Here is an 18,936-nt window from a genome sequence, read left to right as displayed (position 1 = left end):
CTGTGCTGCTGTGCTGCTGTGCTGCTGTGCTGCTGTGCTGCTGTGCTGCTGTGCTGCTGTGCTGCTGTGCTGCTGTGCTGCTGTGCTGCTGTGCTGCTGTGCTGCTGTGCTGCTGTGCTGCTGTGCTGCTGTGCTGCTGTGCTGCTTTGTCTTTGTCGCCATGGCATCCCGGGTCGGAAGCCTGGATAACCCGGTGGGCAATGCCGGCGCATTGGCTGTCACGCCGAAGGGGCGATCAGTGGTTCAGGTAGATATCCTGGCCGCCGTAGCTCAGTGCCCCACCCAGAGGGGTTGCGGGCTCGAAGAAGCGGGTCAGGACACCGGCACGCTGGCCCAGGGTGCTCAATGTGCTCCGGTCCAGGGCGACCTGTTCGGGCAGCCAGGTCAGCACGGCGGCGCAGTGACCATTGATCAGGCTCTGCTCCAGCAGGCGCTGCCAATTCTTGATCTTGGGGGCGTGCACGACAAGCACCCTGGCAGGATTGATCCCTCTGGCCTGCAATTGCGCGGCGGCGGGCAGACCGGGCGGGGCGACGAGCAGGATCCAGCCACTGTCAGACTGACTCAGTTGCCCCAGGGCATCCAGCAGCGGCGCTTCCTGATGGAGAGGGCCGCGCCGCTGCTCTTGTCCCATCTTGCTCTGATGACGAGTGGGCCAGGTGGTGATCAGACCGGCAGAGGAGGAGGGGGGGCAAAGATTCAGGGGCTGGCTCATATGTCGTTCCTGTATGAATAACCATGCTGTATGCGCATACAGTAGTTCTGTTCGCAAGGAGTGACAAGTCATTTGTGGCTAAAAGTGTGAGCCGATTAACAGGAGATGACTTTAACTACATGATTAAAAAGGATATTTATATCTTCCTTATACAGGGTGTTTTTTAACCTGTAGACAAACTTCGGGTCGGCGCTCATGGTTATACAGTCCTGTATAGGGAGAGGAGGGAGCGAGATGGACGTTAGTACCTTGCAACGACTGGATGCGAACATTCTGCTCGGGATCATCAACGAGAAGCTGCGGCTGGAGTGTGATGGTCTGGAAGAGCTGCTGGCTTACTACGACATGACAGAAGATCAGCTGGCTACCCGTCTGCAACAGATCGGGTATCACTACGACCCTATGAGCAATCAGTTCAAGGCACATGGTTAATTGAAATCAAAGGGTGCTCCGATTGGGGCATCCTTTTTATTACCTGACGAGGGGGTGTGAATTGAAAGCGCTTTCAATTTCTCCCTAGTCGGCGGTTATTTTCACGTATTTTCAGTCACAGGCAATCATTGAAAACCTATTCATGAAACTATCTTTTTTGTTTTCTTATATCACTATGATTTAAAACGAAATTTATATTTCATTCAGGCTGGCTCAAGGAAAGGGTTTTCATGGTGAAACTGTCATTTTTATGCGTTAAAGTGTGACTCACGTTAACTTTTAAACCCTTGGCTTTAGCTAGTATGCCCCCGCCGGAGCATATTCTGAGATAACAACAGCGCCGGTCCACCCGATGGGATGACATTTTTTATTTGTAACGAAGGAAAATGGTTTATGGCTACCAAGAAGAAGACAGACCAGGATCTCCAACTGGATAAAGATCAGCTCAAGGCGAGTATCGTGCGTCACCTGCGTTCTACCTTGGGTACAAGCGAACAGAAAGCCTCTCCGGATGCCTGGTGGAAAGCGACCGCTGCCGCCGTCAATGAACAGGTGTACGAGCGCCTGACCCGTACTCAGCAGGCTCACTTCAAGAAAGATACTCGTGCGATTCACTATCTCTCTGCTGAATTTTTGATGGGGCGTTTGACCTCCAACAACCTGCACAACCTCTCCCTCTACAAAGTCTGTGAAGAGGCGCTGGGTGAACTTGGTCTGGAACTGACCGATCTGTGTGAACAAGAGCCTGACATGGCCCTTGGCAACGGCGGCCTGGGTCGTCTGGCTGCCTGCTTCATCGATTCCCTGGCCACTCTGAACTACCCGGCGGTGGGCTATGGCATCCACTACGAGCACGGCCTGTTCCGTCAGGAAATTCAGGATGGCCGTCAGATCGAGCGTCCGGACTCCTGGCGCGAATATGGCAACCCCTGGGAGATCTGCCGCCCGGAATCGGTGCAGGAGATCCCGCTCTACGGCTACGTGGAGACCGTCTTTGGTGACAAGGGTGGCCTGAAGAAGGTGTGGCACGCCGGTCGCAAGATCAAAGGGGTGCCCTGGGACATTCCGGTGGTCGGCTTCGGTGGTCACACCGTCAACATCCTGCGTCTGTGGGAATCCCGCGCCTCCGAGTTCTTCGACTGGGACGTGTTCAACGCCGGTGGTTATATCGACTCCCAGGCCGAGAAGGCCCAGGCCGAGACCATCTCCAAGGTGCTCTACCCGAACGATGAGACCGACGCCGGCAAGGAGCTGCGCCTGATCCAGCAGTACTTCTTCTGCGCCTGCTCCATCAAGGACATCATGCGTCGCTACAAGCGGGTGCATGGCAGTGACTTCAGCAACTTTGCCGCGCAAATCGCCATCCAGCTCAACGATACCCACCCCACCGTGGCCATCCCCGAGCTGATGCGCGTGCTGGTGGACGAAGAGGGGCTGAACTGGGATACCGCCTGGGGCATCTGCTATCAGGTCTTCTCCTACACCAACCACACCCTGCTGCCGGAAGCGCTGGAGAAGTGGTCCGTCAGCCTGTTCGAGAAGGTACTGCCCCGTCACCTCGAGATCATTTATGAAATCAACGCCCGCTTCCTGAACGAGCTGGTGGAGCCCAAGTGGCCGGGCAACGATGCCATCAAGGCCAAGCTCTCCATCATCGAAGAGGGTGACGTGCGCAAGGTGCGTATGGGCAACCTGTGCGTCATCGGCTCCTCCAAGGTGAACGGCGTGGCCGAGATCCACTCCAAGCTGGTGAAGGAAGATCTCTTCCCCGAGTATGCCGAGCTGTGGCCCGAGAAGATGTGCAACGTCACCAATGGTGTGACTCCCCGTCGCTGGCTGCTGGCCTGCAACCCGGAACTGGCCGAACTCTACAACGAGGTGGTGGGCAAGGAGTGGCCGCTGCAACTGGACAAGCTGCGCAGCGTGGTGAAGTTTGCCGACGACAAGGCGTTCCAGCAGCAGTTCATGACCATCAAGCGCCACAACAAGGAGAAGCTGGTCAAGGTCATCAAGGCGGAAACCGGCATCGACGTGAGCGCGGAGGCGATCTTCGACGTCCAGATCAAGCGTCTGCACGAGTACAAGCGCCAGCAGCTGAACCTCATCCACATCATGGCGCTCTACCGTCGCCTGCTGGCGAACCCGGACTATGACATGCATCCGCGGGTGTTCATCTTCGGCTCCAAGGCGGCGCCCGGCTACAAGCTGGCCAAGGACATCATCTACGCCATCAACAAGCTGGCGGAGCGGGTCAACAACGACGCCCGTATCCAGGGCAAGCTGAAAGTGGTGTTCATGCCGAACTACCGCGTGAGCCTTGCCGAGAAGCTGATCCCGGCGGCGGATGTCTCCGAGCAGATCTCCACCGCAGGTTACGAAGCATCCGGTACCGGCAACATGAAGATGGCGCTGAACGGTGCCATCACCATCGGGACGCTGGATGGAGCCAACATCGAGATCGCCGAAGAGGCGGGTGCCGAAAACTGCGCCATCTTCGGTCTGAATGTGGACGAGGTGAAGTCCCTGAAGGCGCGCGGCTACAACCCGTATGACTTCTACTACGCCAACTCCGAACTGAAAGCCGTGCTGGACTGGTTTGATACCGACTACTTCACGCCGGGTCGCCCGGGGGAACTCTCCTCTATCAAGCGTTCCCTGCTGGAAGGGGGAGACCCTTACCTGACCCTGGCGGATTTCGAGTCCTACTCCGAGGCGCACAAGCTGATCGACGCCTGGTACCGGGATCCGGCCCTGTGGGCGAAGAAGGCCATCATCAACTCGGCCACCATGGGCAAGTTCAACTCCGACCGCTCCATCCAGGATTACGTAGACCGGATCTGGAAACTGACGAGCTGCAGCGTCGGCTGATGTCTGCTCCAGTGAAAAACCCCGCGATGCGGCAATGCTGTTCACTTAAGAGAATTTGAGTTCCAGTCCACGTAGTATCAGGACAAAAAATCGAGGGAGGCATGATGCCTCCCTCTTTCTATTGCAAGCCCCGCTGGATAAAGGCTGGAGGAAGATCGACTGGACACAGCCTTGCCCCCTCAACTCAAATCCAATTTATGAATAATCAGTCAAAAAAGTGCTTATCTGAACAGCATTGCCGCGATGCGGGGTTTTTTTTCATCTGTCGGGTTGAGAGAGGCTCAGGGCCTGTCGACCACCCGGGTGTCCGCCGGCACCCGTTTCTTGCCGGTGATCATCGCCCTGACGAGATCGCCCCGTACCAGGCGATCCAGGGCGATGACGGCCAGTACATGGACGAAGATGGTCACCTGCAGCCCCTTGGCAAAGAACTCGTGGATCTCTTCCATGCGATGGGTGCCGGAGAGCGGCCCGTATTCGGTCATGATCCCGCTGGCGGCGGTGCCGACAAGGCAGGTCAACAGCAGCAGTATCATCAAGGACCCCAAAGGATTGTGACCGGCATAGTAGGGGTGGCGCCCCTTGATCGTCTCCTTGAGATAGGTGATGACGCCGGTCGGTGTCGGCAGCCACTGGGCGAAGCGGGCATGATAGGAGCCGATGAATCCCCATACGATGCGCAGTGCCAGCAGTCCGGCCAGCGCATATCCCGCATAGCGGTGGTTGCGCGCCCCCTCTTCAAGGATGAAGAGATTCAGCACGCACAACAGCACAGTGGCCCAGTGAAATCCCCTGACCACCGGATCCCATACCATGATTTCACGGTTGTTCTGCATCGTCTTTCCCATGAGGTGATCCCCTTGTCGTGATGTCCATGATCATCGCCATCGTCAGCCATGGCTGCGTGATGGCCGTTGTCAGCATCATGGAGGTGATTTCTTAAGTGCGAGTTAATGTCGCCGTGATGTCACGGGTAGGGAGTGCGGTGGTTTCGGGGCGAGAAAAAGCCCCGGCGATGCGGGGCTTGGAGGGGCATTAGGGGGCGAACCTCAGTGGAGGATATCCCCCATGAAATAGGCCAGCATGGTCAGGATGACGGTGAACACCAGGTTCAGTACCAGGCCGGCCCGCATCATCTCCCGCTGCTGGATATGGCCGCTGGCGAAGACGATGGCGTTGGGGGGCGTGGCCACCGGCAGCATGAAGGCACAGGAGGCGCCGACGGCGATCAGCACGGAGACCACGATGGGGGAGACCCCCAGAGCCTCGGCCACCCCGGCGAACAGCGGCACCAGCAGCGCGGCGGTGGCGGTGTTGGAGACCAGCTCGGTCAGGAACACCACGAAGGCGGCCAGGCAGAGCAGGATCACGAAGATGGGCATGGAGGAGAGGCCGCTGGAGAGGTGCTCCGCCAGGAAGGCGTTGGCCCCGGTCTGCTTGAGGATGGCGCTCAAGGTGAGACCACCCCCGAACAGCAGCAGCACGCCCCAGTCGGTGTTCTGGTTGATGTCATCCCAGCTGGCGACCCGGCTGACGGCGATGGCCAGGATGGCGCCCATGGCGATCAGGGTATCGAACTGGGGAATGCCGCCCAGTGCCTTGGCAAGAGGCTGGGATCCAATCCACAGCAGCACCGTGGTCAGGAAGATGGCCAGGGTCACCTTGCGCTGGCCTGTCCACTCGATGGTGACCTGCTCGGTGCTGACCTGGTGGGAGAGATTAGGACGGGTGACCAGATAGAGCAGGCCGATGCCTACCGGCATGAAGATGATCACCACGGGGATGCCGAACTCCAGCCAGTCGGTGAAGCCCAAGCCCATCTGAGCGGCGGCGATGGCATTGGGGGGGCTGCCCACCAGTGTGCCGATGCCACCGATGCTGGCGCTATAGGCGACGCCAAGCAGCACGAAGACCAGGGTGCGGCGCTCCTTGTGAACGTCCAGCCCCTTCAGCATGCCGAGTGCCAGCGGCATCATCATGGCCGCGGTGGCGGTGTTGCTGATCCACATGGAGAGGGCGGCCGTGATGGTGAAGAGCACGATGGAAGCCCAGCCCAGGTGTCCCTTGGCGAGCTGCATCACCTTGCCGGCGATCTGGGTGTCGAGTCCCTGCTTGGAGAGGGCTGCCGCGAGGGCAAAGCCGCCAAAGAAGAGGAACAGGACGGGGTTGGCAAAGTCGGTCAGCGACTTGCTCATGTCGAACACCCCGAGCAGGGTGGCGAGCACCGGGATGGAGATGGCAGTGATGGTGATGTTCACTGCCTCGGTCAGCCAGAGGATGGCGATGAAGATCAGGATGGCCAGCCCCTTGTTGACCATGGGGTCAAACGGGAGCCATGCCAGCATGGCGCAGAGCAGGAGCAGATCCAGGATGACGATCCCGGACTTGATGTCCAGCCAGCGTGAGGGGGGAGTCGGAGGTACAGCCGATGTGTGCATAACGTTCTCTCGGTTAATTTATGGTTGTTGTTGTGATGCCGAGGTTACATATATCCCCCTGTTTGAAACAGGGGGATATGGTCAAATCATGTGGCGACTCACAGAGTCAAGTGAAAATGGATCTTCAATCAAACAGAAATGAAACATTTCATTTTCATTTGACGGGGGAGGTGAAGGAGAGCAGCCACTCCTTGAACAGGCTCTTGGGCAGGGAGCCGCTGCGCTGTGCCAGGATCTCCCCCCGCTGGAAGACCATCAGGGTAGGAATGCTGCGAATGCCATAGCGACCTGCGATGGCGGCCTCCTGCTCGGTATCGAGTTTCACGAAGCGAAGGCGGGGCTCAAGCTCCCGGGCGACCTCCTGAAAGACGGGGGCAAACTGCAGGCAGGGGCCACACCAGCTTGCCCAAAAGTCCACCACCACCGGGATGTCGGACTGGATCAGGGCATCGAAGCTGGCCTGACGCCCCGCCACCGGGGTTTGTTCGAAGAGGGCGTGACGACAGCGGCCACACTTCGCGTTTGAGTCTGCTTTTTCGACAGGCAGGCGGTTGCGGGTAAAGCATTGGCTACAATAGGTGGTGACAAGTGACATAATTGCTTCCTTATTTCATGGCCCGGCAACATCTTTATTGCAATCAGAGCGCCGACTAACGGTAACATAGCACTCAGTGGTTTTTCACAGTTGGCCTCCGGCCGTGACCTGATGTCACCGGATGGCCGACCATGACATGAGAATCGAGACGGGATGAAGAGTGTTGCACGGGGCAATCGTGTTGTCTTTGGCCTTATCATCGTATCGCTGGTGGGCTTTTCTGCCTATTGCTGGCAGTTGCTCAGCCAGCAGCAGCGTGCCTTCGATTTGAGCGTGGCGGCTGAGATGGTGCTCAATCGGGTCAATACCGATACCGTCTATCTGCTGGGGCGCGAGAAGGCCAGCGATGGCAGCGTACAGCAACGCCTGAGCCTGCTTTCCAGTCACCTGGACAGGTTCGTCAGGCTGGTGCACGAGGATCCGGAGTCGGTGGACGACCCCGGCTCCCAGGCGTTGCAGCGGGACATCGACGGTTATCTGCTGGATCTCGCCAGGCTCTACACCATGGAGATGACCATCGAGTATCTGGCTCCCCGCTTCCAGGGCCAGCTCAAGGCGTTGCAAGGCACCCTGCCGGTCGGTGAGGCGCAGTACCGCGACCTGACCGAACTCATGCGCCTGCACCACTACCTCAGACGTAGCTGGGATCAGAACGAGCAGCGACAACTGTTGCAACTCCAGCAGCACCTGCTTGACCGCTATGGCGAGCAGCCGAGGGTCGCGGCCCTCGTCCGGCTGGGCCAGGAGTTCAATCAGCAGGTGATGGAGTACCATCGCCTGCGCAATCAGGTGGTGGAGATGAAGGGGCTGAGCTCACTGCCCGCCTGGAAGCAGAGCAAGCTGGAGCGGGCCTCCTCCCTCAAGAGCCGCTTCTACCTGATGGTGCTGGGGGGGGCGCTGCTCTGCTTCTCGCTAGTGGCCGCGACCCTGTGGCGTCGCAACCAGAAGCTGAGCGAGCTCTCTCGCCATGCCGCGCTGCTGGCCCAGGCCAAGAGCGACTTCCTGGCCAACATGAGCCACGAGATCCGCACCCCCATGAATGCCATCATCGGCTTCAGCGCCCTGGCACTGCAAACCAGTCTGGATCCCCAGCAGCGGGACTATCTCAACAAGATCAAATCCTCGTCGGACACCTTGCTGCTGCTCATCAACGACATTCTGGATCTCACCAAGGTGGAGTCCGGCAAGTTGACCTTGGAGGAGATCGACTTCGATCTCAGCGAGCAGCTCGACTCCCTCGCCGCCATGTTCGCGGATCTGGCGGAGCGCAAGCACATCGAGGTCATCATCAACAAGTCTCCCGCCGTGCCCGACTTTCTGCGCGGGGATCCGCTGCGCCTCGGTCAGGTACTGGTCAACCTGGTGAACAATGCCATCAAGTTCACCGAGCGGGGCGAGGTGGAGGTGGCCATCACCCTCACCAGCCAGCATCCCATGCGGGTCTGTTTCAGCGTGCGGGATACCGGCATCGGCATCGCCCCGGAGAAGCAGGCCCAGCTGTTCCAGCCCTTTACCCAGCTGGAGGCGGGCAATACCCGCAAATATGGCGGCTCCGGGCTTGGCCTCAACATCTCCCAGCGCCTGGTGGGGCTGATGGGCGGGGAGATCACCGTGCAGAGCAAACCCGGGGTGGGCTCCACCTTCCTGTTCGAGATCCCCATCTCCCAAGCGGTGTACGGGGTCTCGGGGCGCCGGGTCTTCTTCGATCACCAGCCCCTGATCCTGATGATGGATGACAATGAGCTGGTGCTGGAACTGGCCAAGGACATCCTGGGGCGGGCGGGGGCGTCCGTCATCACGGTCAACAGCCTCTCCCGCGCCCGTCAGGTGCTGCGTGAAGAGGGGCATCACATCCGCCTCGCCATCCTCGACTGGCGCATGGGTCAGGAGGATGGCCTGGACTTGGCCCTCGAGATGTACCAGCACAGCCAGTGGCGGCGCCTGCCTGTCCTGATGACCAGCGCCTGGTCCAGGGAGGGGCTGCACGGGCGGATGGAAAGCATGGGACTGACCCACTTCCTGGCCAAGCCCATGACCGAAAACGCCTTGCTGGCCAAGGTGGACGAACTGCTCAACGGCAGCTCCCATGACAGCAAGGTCCGCCAGGCGGAGGCACAGGGGGATCAGCAGCAGTTCCGGGAGCTGCTGCGTGGTACCCGGGTGCTGCTGGCCGAGGACAACCGGGTCAACCAGCAGCTCATTCTGGAGTACCTGCGCCGGGTGGAGGCCAAGGTCACCGTGGTGGACAACGGCCGCGAGGCGGTGGAGCAGGTGGCGGAGCAGCCGTTCGACGTCATCCTGATGGATCTGCAGATGCCGGTGCTGGACGGGCTGGATGCCACCCGCCAGATCCGCAAGATGGTGGACAAGCATGATGTGCCCATCATCGCCCTCACCGCCAGCGCCATGCCGGGGGACAGGGAGCGCTGCCTTGGCGTCGGCATGAACGGCTATGTCACCAAGCCGGTGAGCAAGCTCGATCTCTACAACAACCTGCTGCAATGGGTGAAGAGCAGCGGCGGGGAGCCCAAGGTGCCCATCGAGGTCAAGCCGCCGGCCCTCATGGGCGTGCTGGATCTGGAGGATGCCCTGCGCCGGCTGGAGCATGACAGGGAGGCGCTGCAGATCCTCTTCAAGCTGTTCCTCTCCGAGCACAAGGACGATCTGTGGGACATCCGCACCGCCCTGCGTCGCCAGCAGCCCGAAGTGGCGTGCCGCTTGCTGCATACCCTGAAGGGGGTCTCGGCCAACATCTCCGCTTCCCGCCTGCAACTGCTGGCCGGGGAACTGGAGTGGCGGCTGCGGCTGCAGGAGGAGCTGAGCGAGGGGGAGCTCAACCAGTTGCAGCAGGTCTTTACCCAGACCCGGGAGGAGGTCTCCCACTTCCTGCTCACCGGGGAGCAGCAGGAGTCGGTCGCTTTCCCGTTTTCGCCCCCCGACAAGCGGCTCTGAGGGAGGGCAAGATAGCAATCGTTCTCAAGTCACCCGCTTCAGGCTATGATGACCCACTCGTTCGCCCCCGCCAGGGGGCGATTGTATTGAGCTTCTCTTCATGATCACGCGGCAGCGCGCCGCGACCAAGGACTTCTCTGTGAGCGTATTTTTGCGGCTTGGCTGGTTTTTCAAGGATCAGTGGCGGCGTTATCTGGTGGCCATCTCCCTGCTGATGCTGGTGGCCCTGTTTACCGTGATCCCCCCCAAGGTGGTGGGCTGGGTGGTGGATGGCATCGCCAAGGGTGACCTGGACAGCGGCACCCTGACCGGCTATCTGGCGGGGCTTTTTGGCCTGGGACTGCTTATCTACCTGCTGCGCTACGTGTGGCGGGTCATGCTGTTCGGTGCCTCCTACCGGCTCGCCTACGTGCTGCGCAACCGGCTGTTCAGCCACTTCACCCGCATGAGCCCGGATTTCTACCAGCGCCACCGCACCGGTGATCTGATGGCCCACGCCACCAACGACATCCAGGCGGTGGAGATGACCGCAGGGGAAGGGGTACTGACCCTGGTGGACTCCTTCATCGTCGGCATCCTGGTGCTCTCCATCATGTGCAGCCAGTACTCCTGGCAGCTGACCCTGCTCTCCCTGCTGCCCCTGCCGGTGATGGCCTTCTTCATGAACCGCTTCGGGACCCAGATCTACAAGGAGTTCAAGGCGGCTCAGGGGGCCTTCTCCCGCCTCAACAACAAGACCCAGGAGGCCCTCTCCGGGGTGCGGGTGCTCAAATCCTACGCGGTCGAATCCCTAGAGGACGAGGGCTTTGCCGAGCTGACCCGTCAGGCGGGGGAGCGCAACATGGCGGTGGCCCGCATCGACGCCAAGTTCGACCCCGTGATTTACCTGTGCATCGGCTGCTCCTATTTTCTGGCTGTCGCAGGGGGCAGCGCCCTGGTGCTGCAAGACAAGCTGACTCTGGGGGAGCTCACCAGCTTCACCATGTACCTCGGCCAGCTCATCTGGCCCATGTTCGCCATCGCCTGGCTGTTCAACATCATCGAGCGGGGCAGCGCCGCCTACTCGCGCATCGAAAGCCTGCTGGGGGAGCACAGCGACATCGAGGAGCCGGCCCATCCCATGGCGCTGGCCTCGGCCTTTCCCCTGCGGGTGCTGGGGCTGGGCTACCGGCTGGAGCAGCGCACCCTGTTGCAGGGGGTGGATGTCACCCTGCAGGCTGGCGCCATGCTGGGGATAGTGGGACGCACCGGGGCAGGCAAGAGCTCCCTGCTCAAGCTGCTGATGCGCCTGGCCAACCCCACGGCCGGGGAGATCCGCATGGGGGAGGTGCCCATCTCGCAACTGTCGCTGGGTGAGCTGCGCAGCCAGTTTGCCTATGTGCCCCAGGAGCCGTTTCTGTTCTCCACCACCATCGCGGCCAACATCGCCCTGGGCCGCCCCGAGGCGAGCCGGGAGGAGATTGAGCGGGTGGCGCGCATCGCCTGCGTTCACGACGACATCAGTCGCTTCCCCAAAGGGTATGAAACCGAGGTGGGAGAGAAGGGGGTGACCCTCTCCGGCGGTCAGAAGCAGCGTCTGGCCATCGCCCGCGCCCTGCTGCTGGATGCCCCTATCCTGGTGCTGGATGACGCCCTCTCGGCGGTGGATGCCCACACCGAGCAGCAGATCCTGCTGGCCCTCAAGGTCCACAAGCGCACCCTGGTGCTGGTGAGCCACCGCATGACGGCGGTGGAGCAGGCGGACGAGATCCTGGTGCTGGAACAGGGCGCGATCAGCGAGCGGGGCCGTCACGAGACCCTGATGGCCAGGAACGGCTGGTACGCGGACATGGTCCGCTACCAGCGCCTGGAGCAGGACGTGGAGGAGAGCCTGTGAACAGGATGACAAGGCCCCTGGTTTCCTTCACCCCCCGCCCGGCTCCCGCGAGCGGAGAGGGGAGCAAAGAGAGTCAATTCCCGTGGAACGTTGCGCTGGAGGCAAGTCTGTGAATCCAACCATCAAACGGCTGCTCGCCTACTGCGCCAGCTACCCCCGCTGGCTGGTGCAGGCGGGCATCTGCCTGCTGCTCGCCACCGGCGCCGAGGTGGCGGGTCCCTTGCTCATCAAGCTCTTCATCGATGACTACCTGGCGCCGCGCCGGCTGGAGTGGGGCATCATCGCCGCCCTTGCCGCCGGTTATCTGGGGTTGCAGGTGTTGTCGGCGGCCGGCTTCTACCTGCAATCCCTGCGCTTCAACCGCATCGCCCAGGCGGTGGTGCAGCGTCTGCGCGAGCAGGTGTTCGCCACCGCCATCCGCCTGCCTGCCCGCTATTTCGACAAGCACCGCTCGGGCTCCCTCATCTCCCGCATCACCAACGACACCGAGGCGATCATGAACCTCTATGTCCAGGTGATAGGGCTCCTGGTGCAAAAAGTGGTGCTCCTGTGCGGCATCCTGCTCTCCATGGCGCTGCTGGACTTTCACCTGATGCTGGTGTGCGCCACCCTGCTGCCGGCGGTGGGGGCCGTGATGTGGCTCTACCAGAAACTGAGCGTGCCCGTGGTGCGGGCGACCCGATCCTTGCTCTCCGACATCAACAGCCGTCTCAACGAGTCGTTGCAGGGGATGCCGGTGATCCAGGCCATGGTGCAGGAGCGCCACTTCGCCATTGCTTTTGCGGGGGTGAACCAGCAGCACTGGCAGGCGCGGATCAAGAGCCTCAAGATCAACGGCATCCTGCTGCGCCCCCTCATCGATCTCTTCTACATGATGGTGCTCATCGGTCTGCTGGCCCTGTTTGCCCACGAGGGGCTGAGCACGGCGGGGGCCATTCAGGTGGGGGTGCTTTACGCCTTCATCAGCTATCTGGGGCGGATGATCGAGCCCCTCATCGAGATGACCAACCAGCTCAACCAGTTGCAGCAGGCCATGGTGGCGGGGGAGCGGGTATTCGCCCTGCTCGATGAAACCCGCGAGAGCACCGACGGGGAGGTGCGCCCCCTGGAGGGACGGGTACGCTTCGACGGGGTGGGCTTCTCCTACGACGGGGAGCAGCAGGTGCTGCAAGATGTGAGCTTTGCCACCCGGCCGGGCCAGATGCTGGCGCTGGTGGGCCACACCGGCAGCGGCAAGTCCACCATCATCAGCCTGCTGATGGGTTTCTACCCCCTGGATCGGGGGAGCATCCACTTCGATGATCACCCCATGAACGGCCTGGCTCTCTCGGCGGTGCGCCGCAGCATCGGCCTGGTGCAGCAGGATCCTTTCATCTTCGTCGGCACCCTGGCCGAGAACCTGCGCCTTGGGCGTGACGGCATCGAGGATGGGCGGCTCTGGCAGGCCCTGGAGGAGGTGCAGCTGGCCGATTTCGTGCGCCGCCTGCCCGATGGCCTGGCCACCCTGATGGAGGAGGGGGGCAAGAACCTCTCCGCTGGCCAGCGCCAGCTGCTCTCCTTTGCTCGCGCCCTGGTGGGGGATCCGCGCATCCTCATCCTGGACGAGGCGACCGCGAGCGTGGACTCCCAGACCGAGCTCGCCCTCTCCCAGGCGCTCTCGGCGGCACGCCGTGGCCGCACCACCATCGCCATCGCCCACCGTCTCTCCACCATTGTGGATGCCGATGAAATCCTGCTGCTCTCCCGCGGGTGGGTGAGCGAGCGCGGCACCCACGGCGAGCTGATGGCGCTGGGGGGGCATTATGCCCAGCTGTTCGAGATGCAGAGCCAGGGGGCCTGGCTTGAAGAGAAACGGGCCTGAGGCCCACCTAAAAAAACAGCCGGCATCTGCCGGCTGTTTTTTTTGACAGGCAGGGTTACACCGTGACCTTGCTGCGGCTGACCAGCTTGGGTTCCAGGGGCGGGAAGTCATCGTTGAAGAAGGTATCCGCTTCTTCAATTTGTGCCTTGCGCTGCTTCTGGATGAAGTTGTCGAAGTCGCGCTTGATCTCGGGGTCCTTGAGGGCCTCGTAGTCGAACACGTTGGCGGCATAGAGGTAGTTGAAGTAGATGTCGACGAACTCGGCGCTGGCACAGGCGGAGGTGAACTTGCTGTTCTGGCGGTCGAAGTTGACGCGGTACTGCTTGATCTTCGGCACATAGACCAGCTCGTTGCCCACCTTGAACACTTCCACTGTGACCCCCACCGTGATGGTCTTGTGAAGTCCTTGTTGTTCTCCACCCCGAAGCGGATGGCATCCCCCTGCTTTTGCAGGAACTTGTTGAAGCTGGCCAGCGCCGTGGTGCCCTGGCTCACCACCACGTCCATGATGAAGTTGATGAAGTCGGTGGCGATGCTGAGCCCCTTGATGTGGCGGCTGTAGCTCTGCTGATCGATCTTGCTCGGCCCCATCAGGGGGATCTTGGAGAGGGCCCTGGCCCAGAGATCCGCGTCCGTCTTGTACTGCTCGCCATAGGCTTCGGCGTAACGGTTGATGTAGGCGGTGACCACGGAGGTGATGGCGATGAGGTAGGCCTTCTGTTCCGCCAGCTTGGCCATGACTGCGGGATCGTCCAGCAGCTCGTTGGCCACGATGAACTCCACCAGGCCGTCCTTGTCGGCATAGGGATCACTGCCCACCGCCCGGACGGTGTCGGGCAGATTGACGTCGTTGAAGAAGGCCTCGGCCTCGGCGAACTGATCATGGTTGCTCAGGCGGTTGGCCGGTGCCTCGCGCACCAGCTGGCAGAGCACCAGCTACGGCCTCGTAGTCCGACTCGCGCCACAGGGGGGCCTGCAACTGGTTGCCGAAGGTCTTCTTGTAGGCGAGGTTGAAGTCAAACAGCACCGAACTGCAGCCGCAATCCATGGCGAAGTCGACGGTGTAGCTCAGCGGCCCGGTGGGCAGGGGCTTGCTCATCTTCCCCTTGGCGCTGAGGTTGGCATAGCACTTGAGGTACTCCCGGCCAAACAGCTCGTAGACACGGTTGTTGTTGAAGTTGAGCTGGAAAGTACCGGCGCTCTCGCCCCCGTTGAACAACTGTTGCACGTGACTCATCTCTCTATCCTTATGGTGAGATTGGTAGACGGGTTGACCCGGTGCCGAGTGGCTACTTCCTGGCCAGCAACAGCCTAGGCTGTGTTCTTAAAGTGATGAAGATATAATCTCACATCTTCTCAACAGCTTAAGATCCATTCCGTGTCCCACCGTTATCAGCTGACTGATGCACAATGGGGGCTTATCGAGCCCCAGTTTCCTTCTCGAAGCCTGATCGGGCGCCCTACCCATGAACCGCGCCAAGTGCTCGATGGCATTCTCTGGATACTCCACACCGGAGCTCCTTGGCGAGACCTTCCAGAACGTTTCGGACCATGGAATTCGGTCTACAACACCTTCCGGCGTTGGCAGGATGCAGGCCGGATTGATGCCATTCTGGAAGCGCTGCAACTCAAGCTCAATGAAGAAGGGCTCATCGATTTCGACCTGTGGTGCCTGGACGGCTCCAATGTCAGGGTATCCAAAGATGCTGCCGGAGCGCGTAAAAAAACACTCCGGTGAATCAAGCACTTGGTCGCTCTCGTGGTGGTTTTGGCAGCAAAATTCACTTGGTCACTGATGGTAATGGTTTACCGCTGGGGTTCTGCCTTTCGCCGGGGCAATCAGCGGAAATCAGATATGCGACAAGTGCGTTGGCCATGGCAAGGATCCCGACTTCATCAGGCCGTTATCGCACGCGACCAACGCATCTTGCCGCAGATAAGGCCTATAGCAGCAGGGCTTTGCGGGCCGAACTCCGGCGCAGAGGGATAAAAGCAGTCATCCCGCAGCGCAGCGACCAGCAGCGGCACCATAAGGGACGACCTCTGGTATTAGACAAAGCTCGTTATCGCAGGCGAAATGTGGTCGAGCGGTGCTTCGGATGGCTGAAGAAGTTTCGCCGATTCTCAACGAGATATGAAAAGCTGGCGGGAAGTTTTGCTGCTTTTATCAAGCTGGCTTTCTGCCTTCGTTACTTACGAGAGCTATTGGTGGACAGAAAACCAGCATTTTGAGAACACAGCCTAGCGAGGGAGAGGGGGTTTGGTTACTGCGAATAATCCCAGTGGCGGGGGCGGGATCCTGGGCTAGCCCCCAGACGGGGAGTATTTCTCGTTGTGTTTCATTCGAATATGGCCGTCATGGTCCCGTCATCCGGGGCGGGACCTTGAAAAAAATCGGAAAAAGGGAAAAGAGAGGGGCGACCCGGGGTCAGGAAAGGCCGATTTTATCATTTGCCAGGCAAATAGAACCTGGCCATTGCATGAATTTTGCAAATACCCTTTGGGGGGCCGCTCACAGGGATGGCACGGGAGGCTTGTCTATCGGGAAGCAGACTGGCAACATTTGTATCACATTTACTCATCGGATCAGTTTGCAATGGACCTGCAACGCCTCAAAGCCAACCTCGCCCTGCGTCTGTTCGCCTGGCGCTACATTCCCGTCATTGGTTTCTGTGCCCCCGTCATCGAGCAGATGGACGCCAGGGCGCTGCGCATCCGCATTCCGCTGGGCTGGCGCACCCGCAACCACCTGGGCAGCATGTATTTCGGGGCGCTCGCCACCGGTGCCGACCTGGTGGGGGGGCTCCTGGTCATGGAGAAGGGGCGGGCGCGGCGCAAGAAGGTGCATTTTGCCTTCAAGGATGTGCAAGGGGAGTTTTTGAAGCGCCCGGAGGGGGACGTGCAGTTTGATTGCGCGGCGGGGGAGCTTATCGACGCCATGATCGACGAGTCCCTGGCGAGCGGTCAGCGCATCAACCGCCCCATCCAGGTGGTGGCCACCTGCCCGTCGCGCAACGGCGACGAGGCCATGGCCCGCTTTGTGCTGACCCTCTCCATCAAGGCAAGCTGAAGGCCAGAGGGCGCTTGGCGCCCTTGTTCAAGCCGGTATCAAAGGATCTCGGGACTGCTCCCTTCCTTCACCACGGCCTTCATGCTTCATGCCGTTGAAGTTGACCGCCCGCTCGGCCACTGTGCTGGGTAGCGCTTGCGTGGCAGGGCGTCAGGATCAGAGGATCTCGGGGCTGACGCCTTCTTTCACGACTACCTTCATGCCGTTGAAGTTGACCACCTGCTCGGCGACTATCTTGCAGCGTTTGCGGGTCTCGACCTGACCGTCCACTTCCACCAGGCCCTCGGCGACCAGCGCCTTGGCGGCACCGCCACAATCGGCCCAACCCTGATGCTTGATCAGGTCACACAAGGCAACGAAGGGGTGACCTTCGAGCAGAAACGTCTCCATGGGAAATCCTCTAGCTGGATGAATGGCTGAAACAGCGGGGGCTCATTCTAGGCAGTTAGGCGGGGCAGGGAAAGGGCCCGGGCCGAATTGCCCCGAAAAAGGGGCGAGCACAGGCAATAAAACCAGCCCGACCGGGCTGGTTGTATCTCTGGGGGCCACTGGCGCTCAAGGGAGTTTCACCACCGCTTCCCCCGTCACGGCGAGGGCGCCGCCCTGGGTGAAGATGCGGGTGGCCAGGGTGGCGATGGGCTTGTCGCTTCGAAGGGCAATCACCTCCACCTCCGCCGTCACCTCGTCCCCCACGAACACCGGGAGCGTGAAGGAGAGGCTCTGGCCCAGATAGATGCTCCCTTTCCCGGGCAGTTGCTGCCCGAGGAGCCCGGAGAAGAGGCTCGCCAGCAGCATTCCGTGGACGATGGGGCGCTCGAACACCGTCGTGGCGGCAAAGTCCGGGTCCAGGTGCAGGGGATTGAAATCCTCCGAGAGGCCGGCGAAGGCCGCCACCTCGGCCGGGCCGAAGCGCTTGGTCAGGCGAGCCTTCTGGCCCACGGCAAGGGGTTGTGTACTCATGCGGGTTCCTCTTCTTGCATCCTGACGCCGGCAAACACCGGATTGAGCCGTACCTTGACGTAGCTGCCGGGGGCCGCCTCCAGCCCCTCGACAGGCTGCCGGGCGGGGACGGGTTCTGCTTCGTCACGGTCTTTGATAAAGCGCATCATCTCGGGCCACCAGGAGCCGCTCTGGTGGGTCGCCCCCGCCAGCCACTGCGCCGGGCTGTCCGCCTCGACCTCGCTCTGCCAGAAGCCGTATTTGTTGGCATCCGGTGGATTGATGATGCCGGCGATGTGCCCGGATTCGGCCAGAATGAAGCGCCGTTCGCCCCCGAACAGCGCCATGCCCTGCCAGGTTCCCTGCCAGAGGGCGATGTGATCGTCCACGGCGGACACCAGCAGCACCGGGGTCTTCACCTTGGCGAGAGCGATGCGGGTGTGGCGGATCTTGAGCTCCCCCTTCACCAGCTGGTTTTCCAGGTAGAGTCGGCGCAGCAGGCTGTTGTGGATCTTGCCCGCCACGTTGGTGCTGTCGCTGTTCCAGTGCAGCAGATCGGATGCCACCGGGCTCTGGCCCTTGAGGTAGCTGTCGATGTAGTAGTTCCAGTAGAGGCTGTTCTCCCGCAGCAGACTGAAGGAGACCGCCAGCTGGCGCCCGTCCATGATGCCCCTGGCCTCGTTCTGCGCCTCCAGCGCCGCGATGATGGGCTCGTGGATGAAGATGCCAAGCTCCCCGGGCTGGGAGAAGTCCAGCAGGGTGGTGAACAGGGTGGCGCTACGCACCCGCTGCTTCTGGCGCCGCGCCGCCAGCCAGCCCATGGCGAGTGACAACGCAGTGCCACCGATGCAGTAGCCGATGCCGTGCACCTCCCGCTCGCCGGTGGCTGCCTCCACGGCGTCCAGGGCGGCGATGACCCCGTCCACCACGTAGTCGTCGAGATCGACCTGCCCCTGTGCCACCCCCGGGTTGCGCCAGGAGATCATGAAGACCGTCTGCCCCTGGGCGACCAGCCAGGCCACCAGGGAGTTCTGGGGGCGCATGTCCATCTTAAATGCGAAAGGGGACTCCCTCCGACGTAGGTGGGAGGGGAATTTCGCCGGGGCGTCAGCCCCGCTGGTTTTGAATGTATTGCTTGATCACCTCCAACGGTGCTCCGCCGCAAGAGCCCGCAAAGTAAGAGCGTGACC

15 protein-coding genes and 2 pseudogenes are annotated in these 18,936 nt (G+C 61.0%); 7 read left to right on the top strand and 10 right to left on the bottom strand.

Annotated elements, in window-relative coordinates; genetic code table 11:
- Positions 1-235 precede the first annotated feature (235 nt).
- Positions 236-715 carry a cell division inhibitor gene (locus MUW49_RS11650; RefSeq protein ID WP_010674896.1) on the bottom strand — a complete coding sequence of 160 codons (480 nt, stop codon included), beginning with the start codon at positions 713-715 and terminating at the stop codon, positions 236-238.
- A gap of 234 nt (positions 716-949) precedes the next feature.
- Between MUW49_RS11650 and MUW49_RS11645 the strand changes: the two genes are divergently transcribed.
- Together MUW49_RS11645 and MUW49_RS11640 are read left to right on the top strand one after the other, a co-directional pair.
- On the top strand, positions 950-1,147 hold the full coding sequence (locus tag MUW49_RS11645) for a DUF4250 domain-containing protein (protein WP_005323525.1): 198 nt from the start codon (positions 950-952) through the stop codon (positions 1,145-1,147).
- Positions 1,148-1,540: 393 nt separating this feature from the next.
- Positions 1,541-4,015 carry a glycogen/starch/alpha-glucan phosphorylase gene (locus MUW49_RS11640; protein WP_043155186.1) on the top strand — a complete coding sequence of 825 codons (2,475 nt, stop codon included), beginning with the start codon at positions 1,541-1,543 and terminating at the stop codon, positions 4,013-4,015.
- 281 nt (positions 4,016-4,296) lie between these two features.
- Here MUW49_RS11640 and MUW49_RS11635 read toward each other — a convergent pair whose 3' ends face one another.
- The 3 genes from MUW49_RS11635 to trxC all read right to left on the bottom strand — a co-directional run bounded on the left by MUW49_RS11635 (position 4,297) and on the right by trxC (position 7,048).
- A complete protein-coding gene (locus MUW49_RS11635) occupies positions 4,297-4,863 on the bottom strand; it encodes a cytochrome b/b6 domain-containing protein (RefSeq protein WP_081844077.1) in 567 nt (188 codons plus the stop codon).
- A gap of 201 nt (positions 4,864-5,064) precedes the next feature.
- On the bottom strand, positions 5,065-6,453 hold the full coding sequence (locus tag MUW49_RS11630; protein ID WP_043155181.1) for a DASS family sodium-coupled anion symporter: 1,389 nt from the start codon (positions 6,451-6,453) through the stop codon (positions 5,065-5,067).
- Between the two features lie 154 nt (positions 6,454-6,607).
- Complete coding sequence (gene trxC / locus MUW49_RS11625) at positions 6,608-7,048, bottom strand: thioredoxin TrxC (RefSeq protein ID WP_010674892.1); 441 nt, start codon at positions 7,046-7,048, stop codon at positions 6,608-6,610.
- Positions 7,049-7,201: 153 nt separating this feature from the next.
- Between trxC and MUW49_RS11620 the strand changes: the two genes are divergently transcribed.
- The 3 genes from MUW49_RS11620 (at position 7,202) to MUW49_RS11610 (ending at position 13,737) form a co-directional block, all read left to right on the top strand.
- Positions 7,202-10,000 (top strand): response regulator, encoded by a 2,799-nt coding sequence (locus MUW49_RS11620; RefSeq protein WP_045524566.1) that lies wholly within the window; start codon positions 7,202-7,204, stop codon positions 9,998-10,000.
- A 139-nt stretch (positions 10,001-10,139) separates the two neighbouring features.
- Positions 10,140-11,876 (top strand): ABC transporter transmembrane domain-containing protein, encoded by a 1,737-nt coding sequence (locus tag MUW49_RS11615; RefSeq protein ID WP_029314593.1) that lies wholly within the window; start codon positions 10,140-10,142, stop codon positions 11,874-11,876.
- Positions 11,877-11,985: 109 nt separating this feature from the next.
- Positions 11,986-13,737 (top strand): ABC transporter transmembrane domain-containing protein, encoded by a 1,752-nt coding sequence (locus MUW49_RS11610; protein ID WP_049636011.1) that lies wholly within the window; start codon positions 11,986-11,988, stop codon positions 13,735-13,737.
- Between the two features lie 55 nt (positions 13,738-13,792).
- Here the strand turns inward: MUW49_RS11610 and MUW49_RS11605 are convergent.
- Both MUW49_RS11605 and MUW49_RS11600 read right to left on the bottom strand, forming a co-directional pair.
- Positions 13,793-14,508, bottom strand: a pseudogene (locus MUW49_RS11605) (hypothetical protein).
- A gap of 109 nt (positions 14,509-14,617) precedes the next feature.
- Complete coding sequence (locus MUW49_RS11600) at positions 14,618-14,974, bottom strand: hypothetical protein (RefSeq protein ID WP_223917421.1); 357 nt, start codon at positions 14,972-14,974, stop codon at positions 14,618-14,620.
- A 141-nt stretch (positions 14,975-15,115) separates the two neighbouring features.
- Between MUW49_RS11600 and MUW49_RS11595 the strand changes: the two genes are divergently transcribed.
- Both MUW49_RS11595 and MUW49_RS11590 read left to right on the top strand, forming a co-directional pair.
- Positions 15,116-15,969, top strand: a protein-coding gene (locus MUW49_RS11595; RefSeq protein WP_113725556.1) for an IS5 family transposase whose coding sequence is annotated in 2 segments (ribosomal slippage) — positions 15,116-15,458 and positions 15,458-15,969 — 855 coding nt in all. Because the reading frame shifts where the segments join, the coding sequence is not laid out codon by codon here.
- Between the two features lie 364 nt (positions 15,970-16,333).
- On the top strand, positions 16,334-16,807 hold the full coding sequence (locus MUW49_RS11590) for a DUF4442 domain-containing protein (RefSeq protein WP_010674883.1): 474 nt from the start codon (positions 16,334-16,336) through the stop codon (positions 16,805-16,807).
- Positions 16,808-16,963: 156 nt separating this feature from the next.
- Here the strand turns inward: MUW49_RS11590 and ybcJ are convergent, their stop codons facing one another.
- The 4 genes and pseudogenes from ybcJ to MUW49_RS11570 form a co-directional block, all read right to left on the bottom strand.
- Positions 16,964-17,197, bottom strand: coding sequence for a ribosome-associated protein YbcJ (gene ybcJ, locus MUW49_RS11585; protein WP_010674882.1), 234 nt, complete (start codon positions 17,195-17,197; stop codon positions 16,964-16,966).
- A 165-nt stretch (positions 17,198-17,362) separates the two neighbouring features.
- Positions 17,363-17,767 (bottom strand): MaoC family dehydratase, encoded by a 405-nt coding sequence (locus MUW49_RS11580; RefSeq protein WP_010674881.1) that lies wholly within the window; start codon positions 17,765-17,767, stop codon positions 17,363-17,365.
- Positions 17,764-18,795 (bottom strand): annotated as a pseudogene (locus MUW49_RS11575) (alpha/beta fold hydrolase); the annotation flags it as partial. The pseudogene MUW49_RS11575 and the gene MUW49_RS11580, both read right to left, overlap by 4 nt.
- A gap of 58 nt (positions 18,796-18,853) precedes the next feature.
- Positions 18,854-18,936, bottom strand: an 83-nt coding sequence (locus MUW49_RS11570; protein WP_202904331.1) for a transposase, incomplete at its 5' end; no start/stop codon positions are given.

Source organism: Aeromonas sp. LsrichE-8G, assembly GCF_022869435.1.
Taxonomy (GTDB): domain Bacteria; phylum Pseudomonadota; class Gammaproteobacteria; order Enterobacterales; family Aeromonadaceae; genus Aeromonas; species Aeromonas caviae.
This window is presented reverse-complemented; position numbering and strand designations above follow the sequence as displayed.

Coding starts and splice junctions, on each gene's coding strand:
- MUW49_RS11640 (WP_043155186.1), top strand. CDS start 1,541: ATGGCTACCAAGAAGAAGACAGACCAGGATCTCCAACTGGATAAAGAT.
- MUW49_RS11645 (WP_005323525.1), top strand. CDS start 950: ATGGACGTTAGTACCTTGCAACGACTGGATGCGAACATTCTGCTCGGG.
- MUW49_RS11600 (WP_223917421.1), bottom strand. CDS start 14,974: ATGAGTCACGTGCAACAGTTGTTCAACGGGGGCGAGAGCGCCGGTACT.
- MUW49_RS11650 (WP_010674896.1), bottom strand. CDS start 715: ATGAGCCAGCCCCTGAATCTTTGCCCCCCCTCCTCCTCTGCCGGTCTG.
- ybcJ (WP_010674882.1), bottom strand. CDS start 17,197: ATGGAGACGTTTCTGCTCGAAGGTCACCCCTTCGTTGCCTTGTGTGAC.
- MUW49_RS11635 (WP_081844077.1), bottom strand. CDS start 4,863: ATGGGAAAGACGATGCAGAACAACCGTGAAATCATGGTATGGGATCCG.
- trxC (WP_010674892.1), bottom strand. CDS start 7,048: ATGTCACTTGTCACCACCTATTGTAGCCAATGCTTTACCCGCAACCGC.
- MUW49_RS11620 (WP_045524566.1), top strand. CDS start 7,202: ATGAAGAGTGTTGCACGGGGCAATCGTGTTGTCTTTGGCCTTATCATC.
- MUW49_RS11630 (WP_043155181.1), bottom strand. CDS start 6,453: ATGCACACATCGGCTGTACCTCCGACTCCCCCCTCACGCTGGCTGGAC.
- MUW49_RS11590 (WP_010674883.1), top strand. CDS start 16,334: ATGGACCTGCAACGCCTCAAAGCCAACCTCGCCCTGCGTCTGTTCGCC.
- MUW49_RS11580 (WP_010674881.1), bottom strand. CDS start 17,767: ATGAGTACACAACCCCTTGCCGTGGGCCAGAAGGCTCGCCTGACCAAG.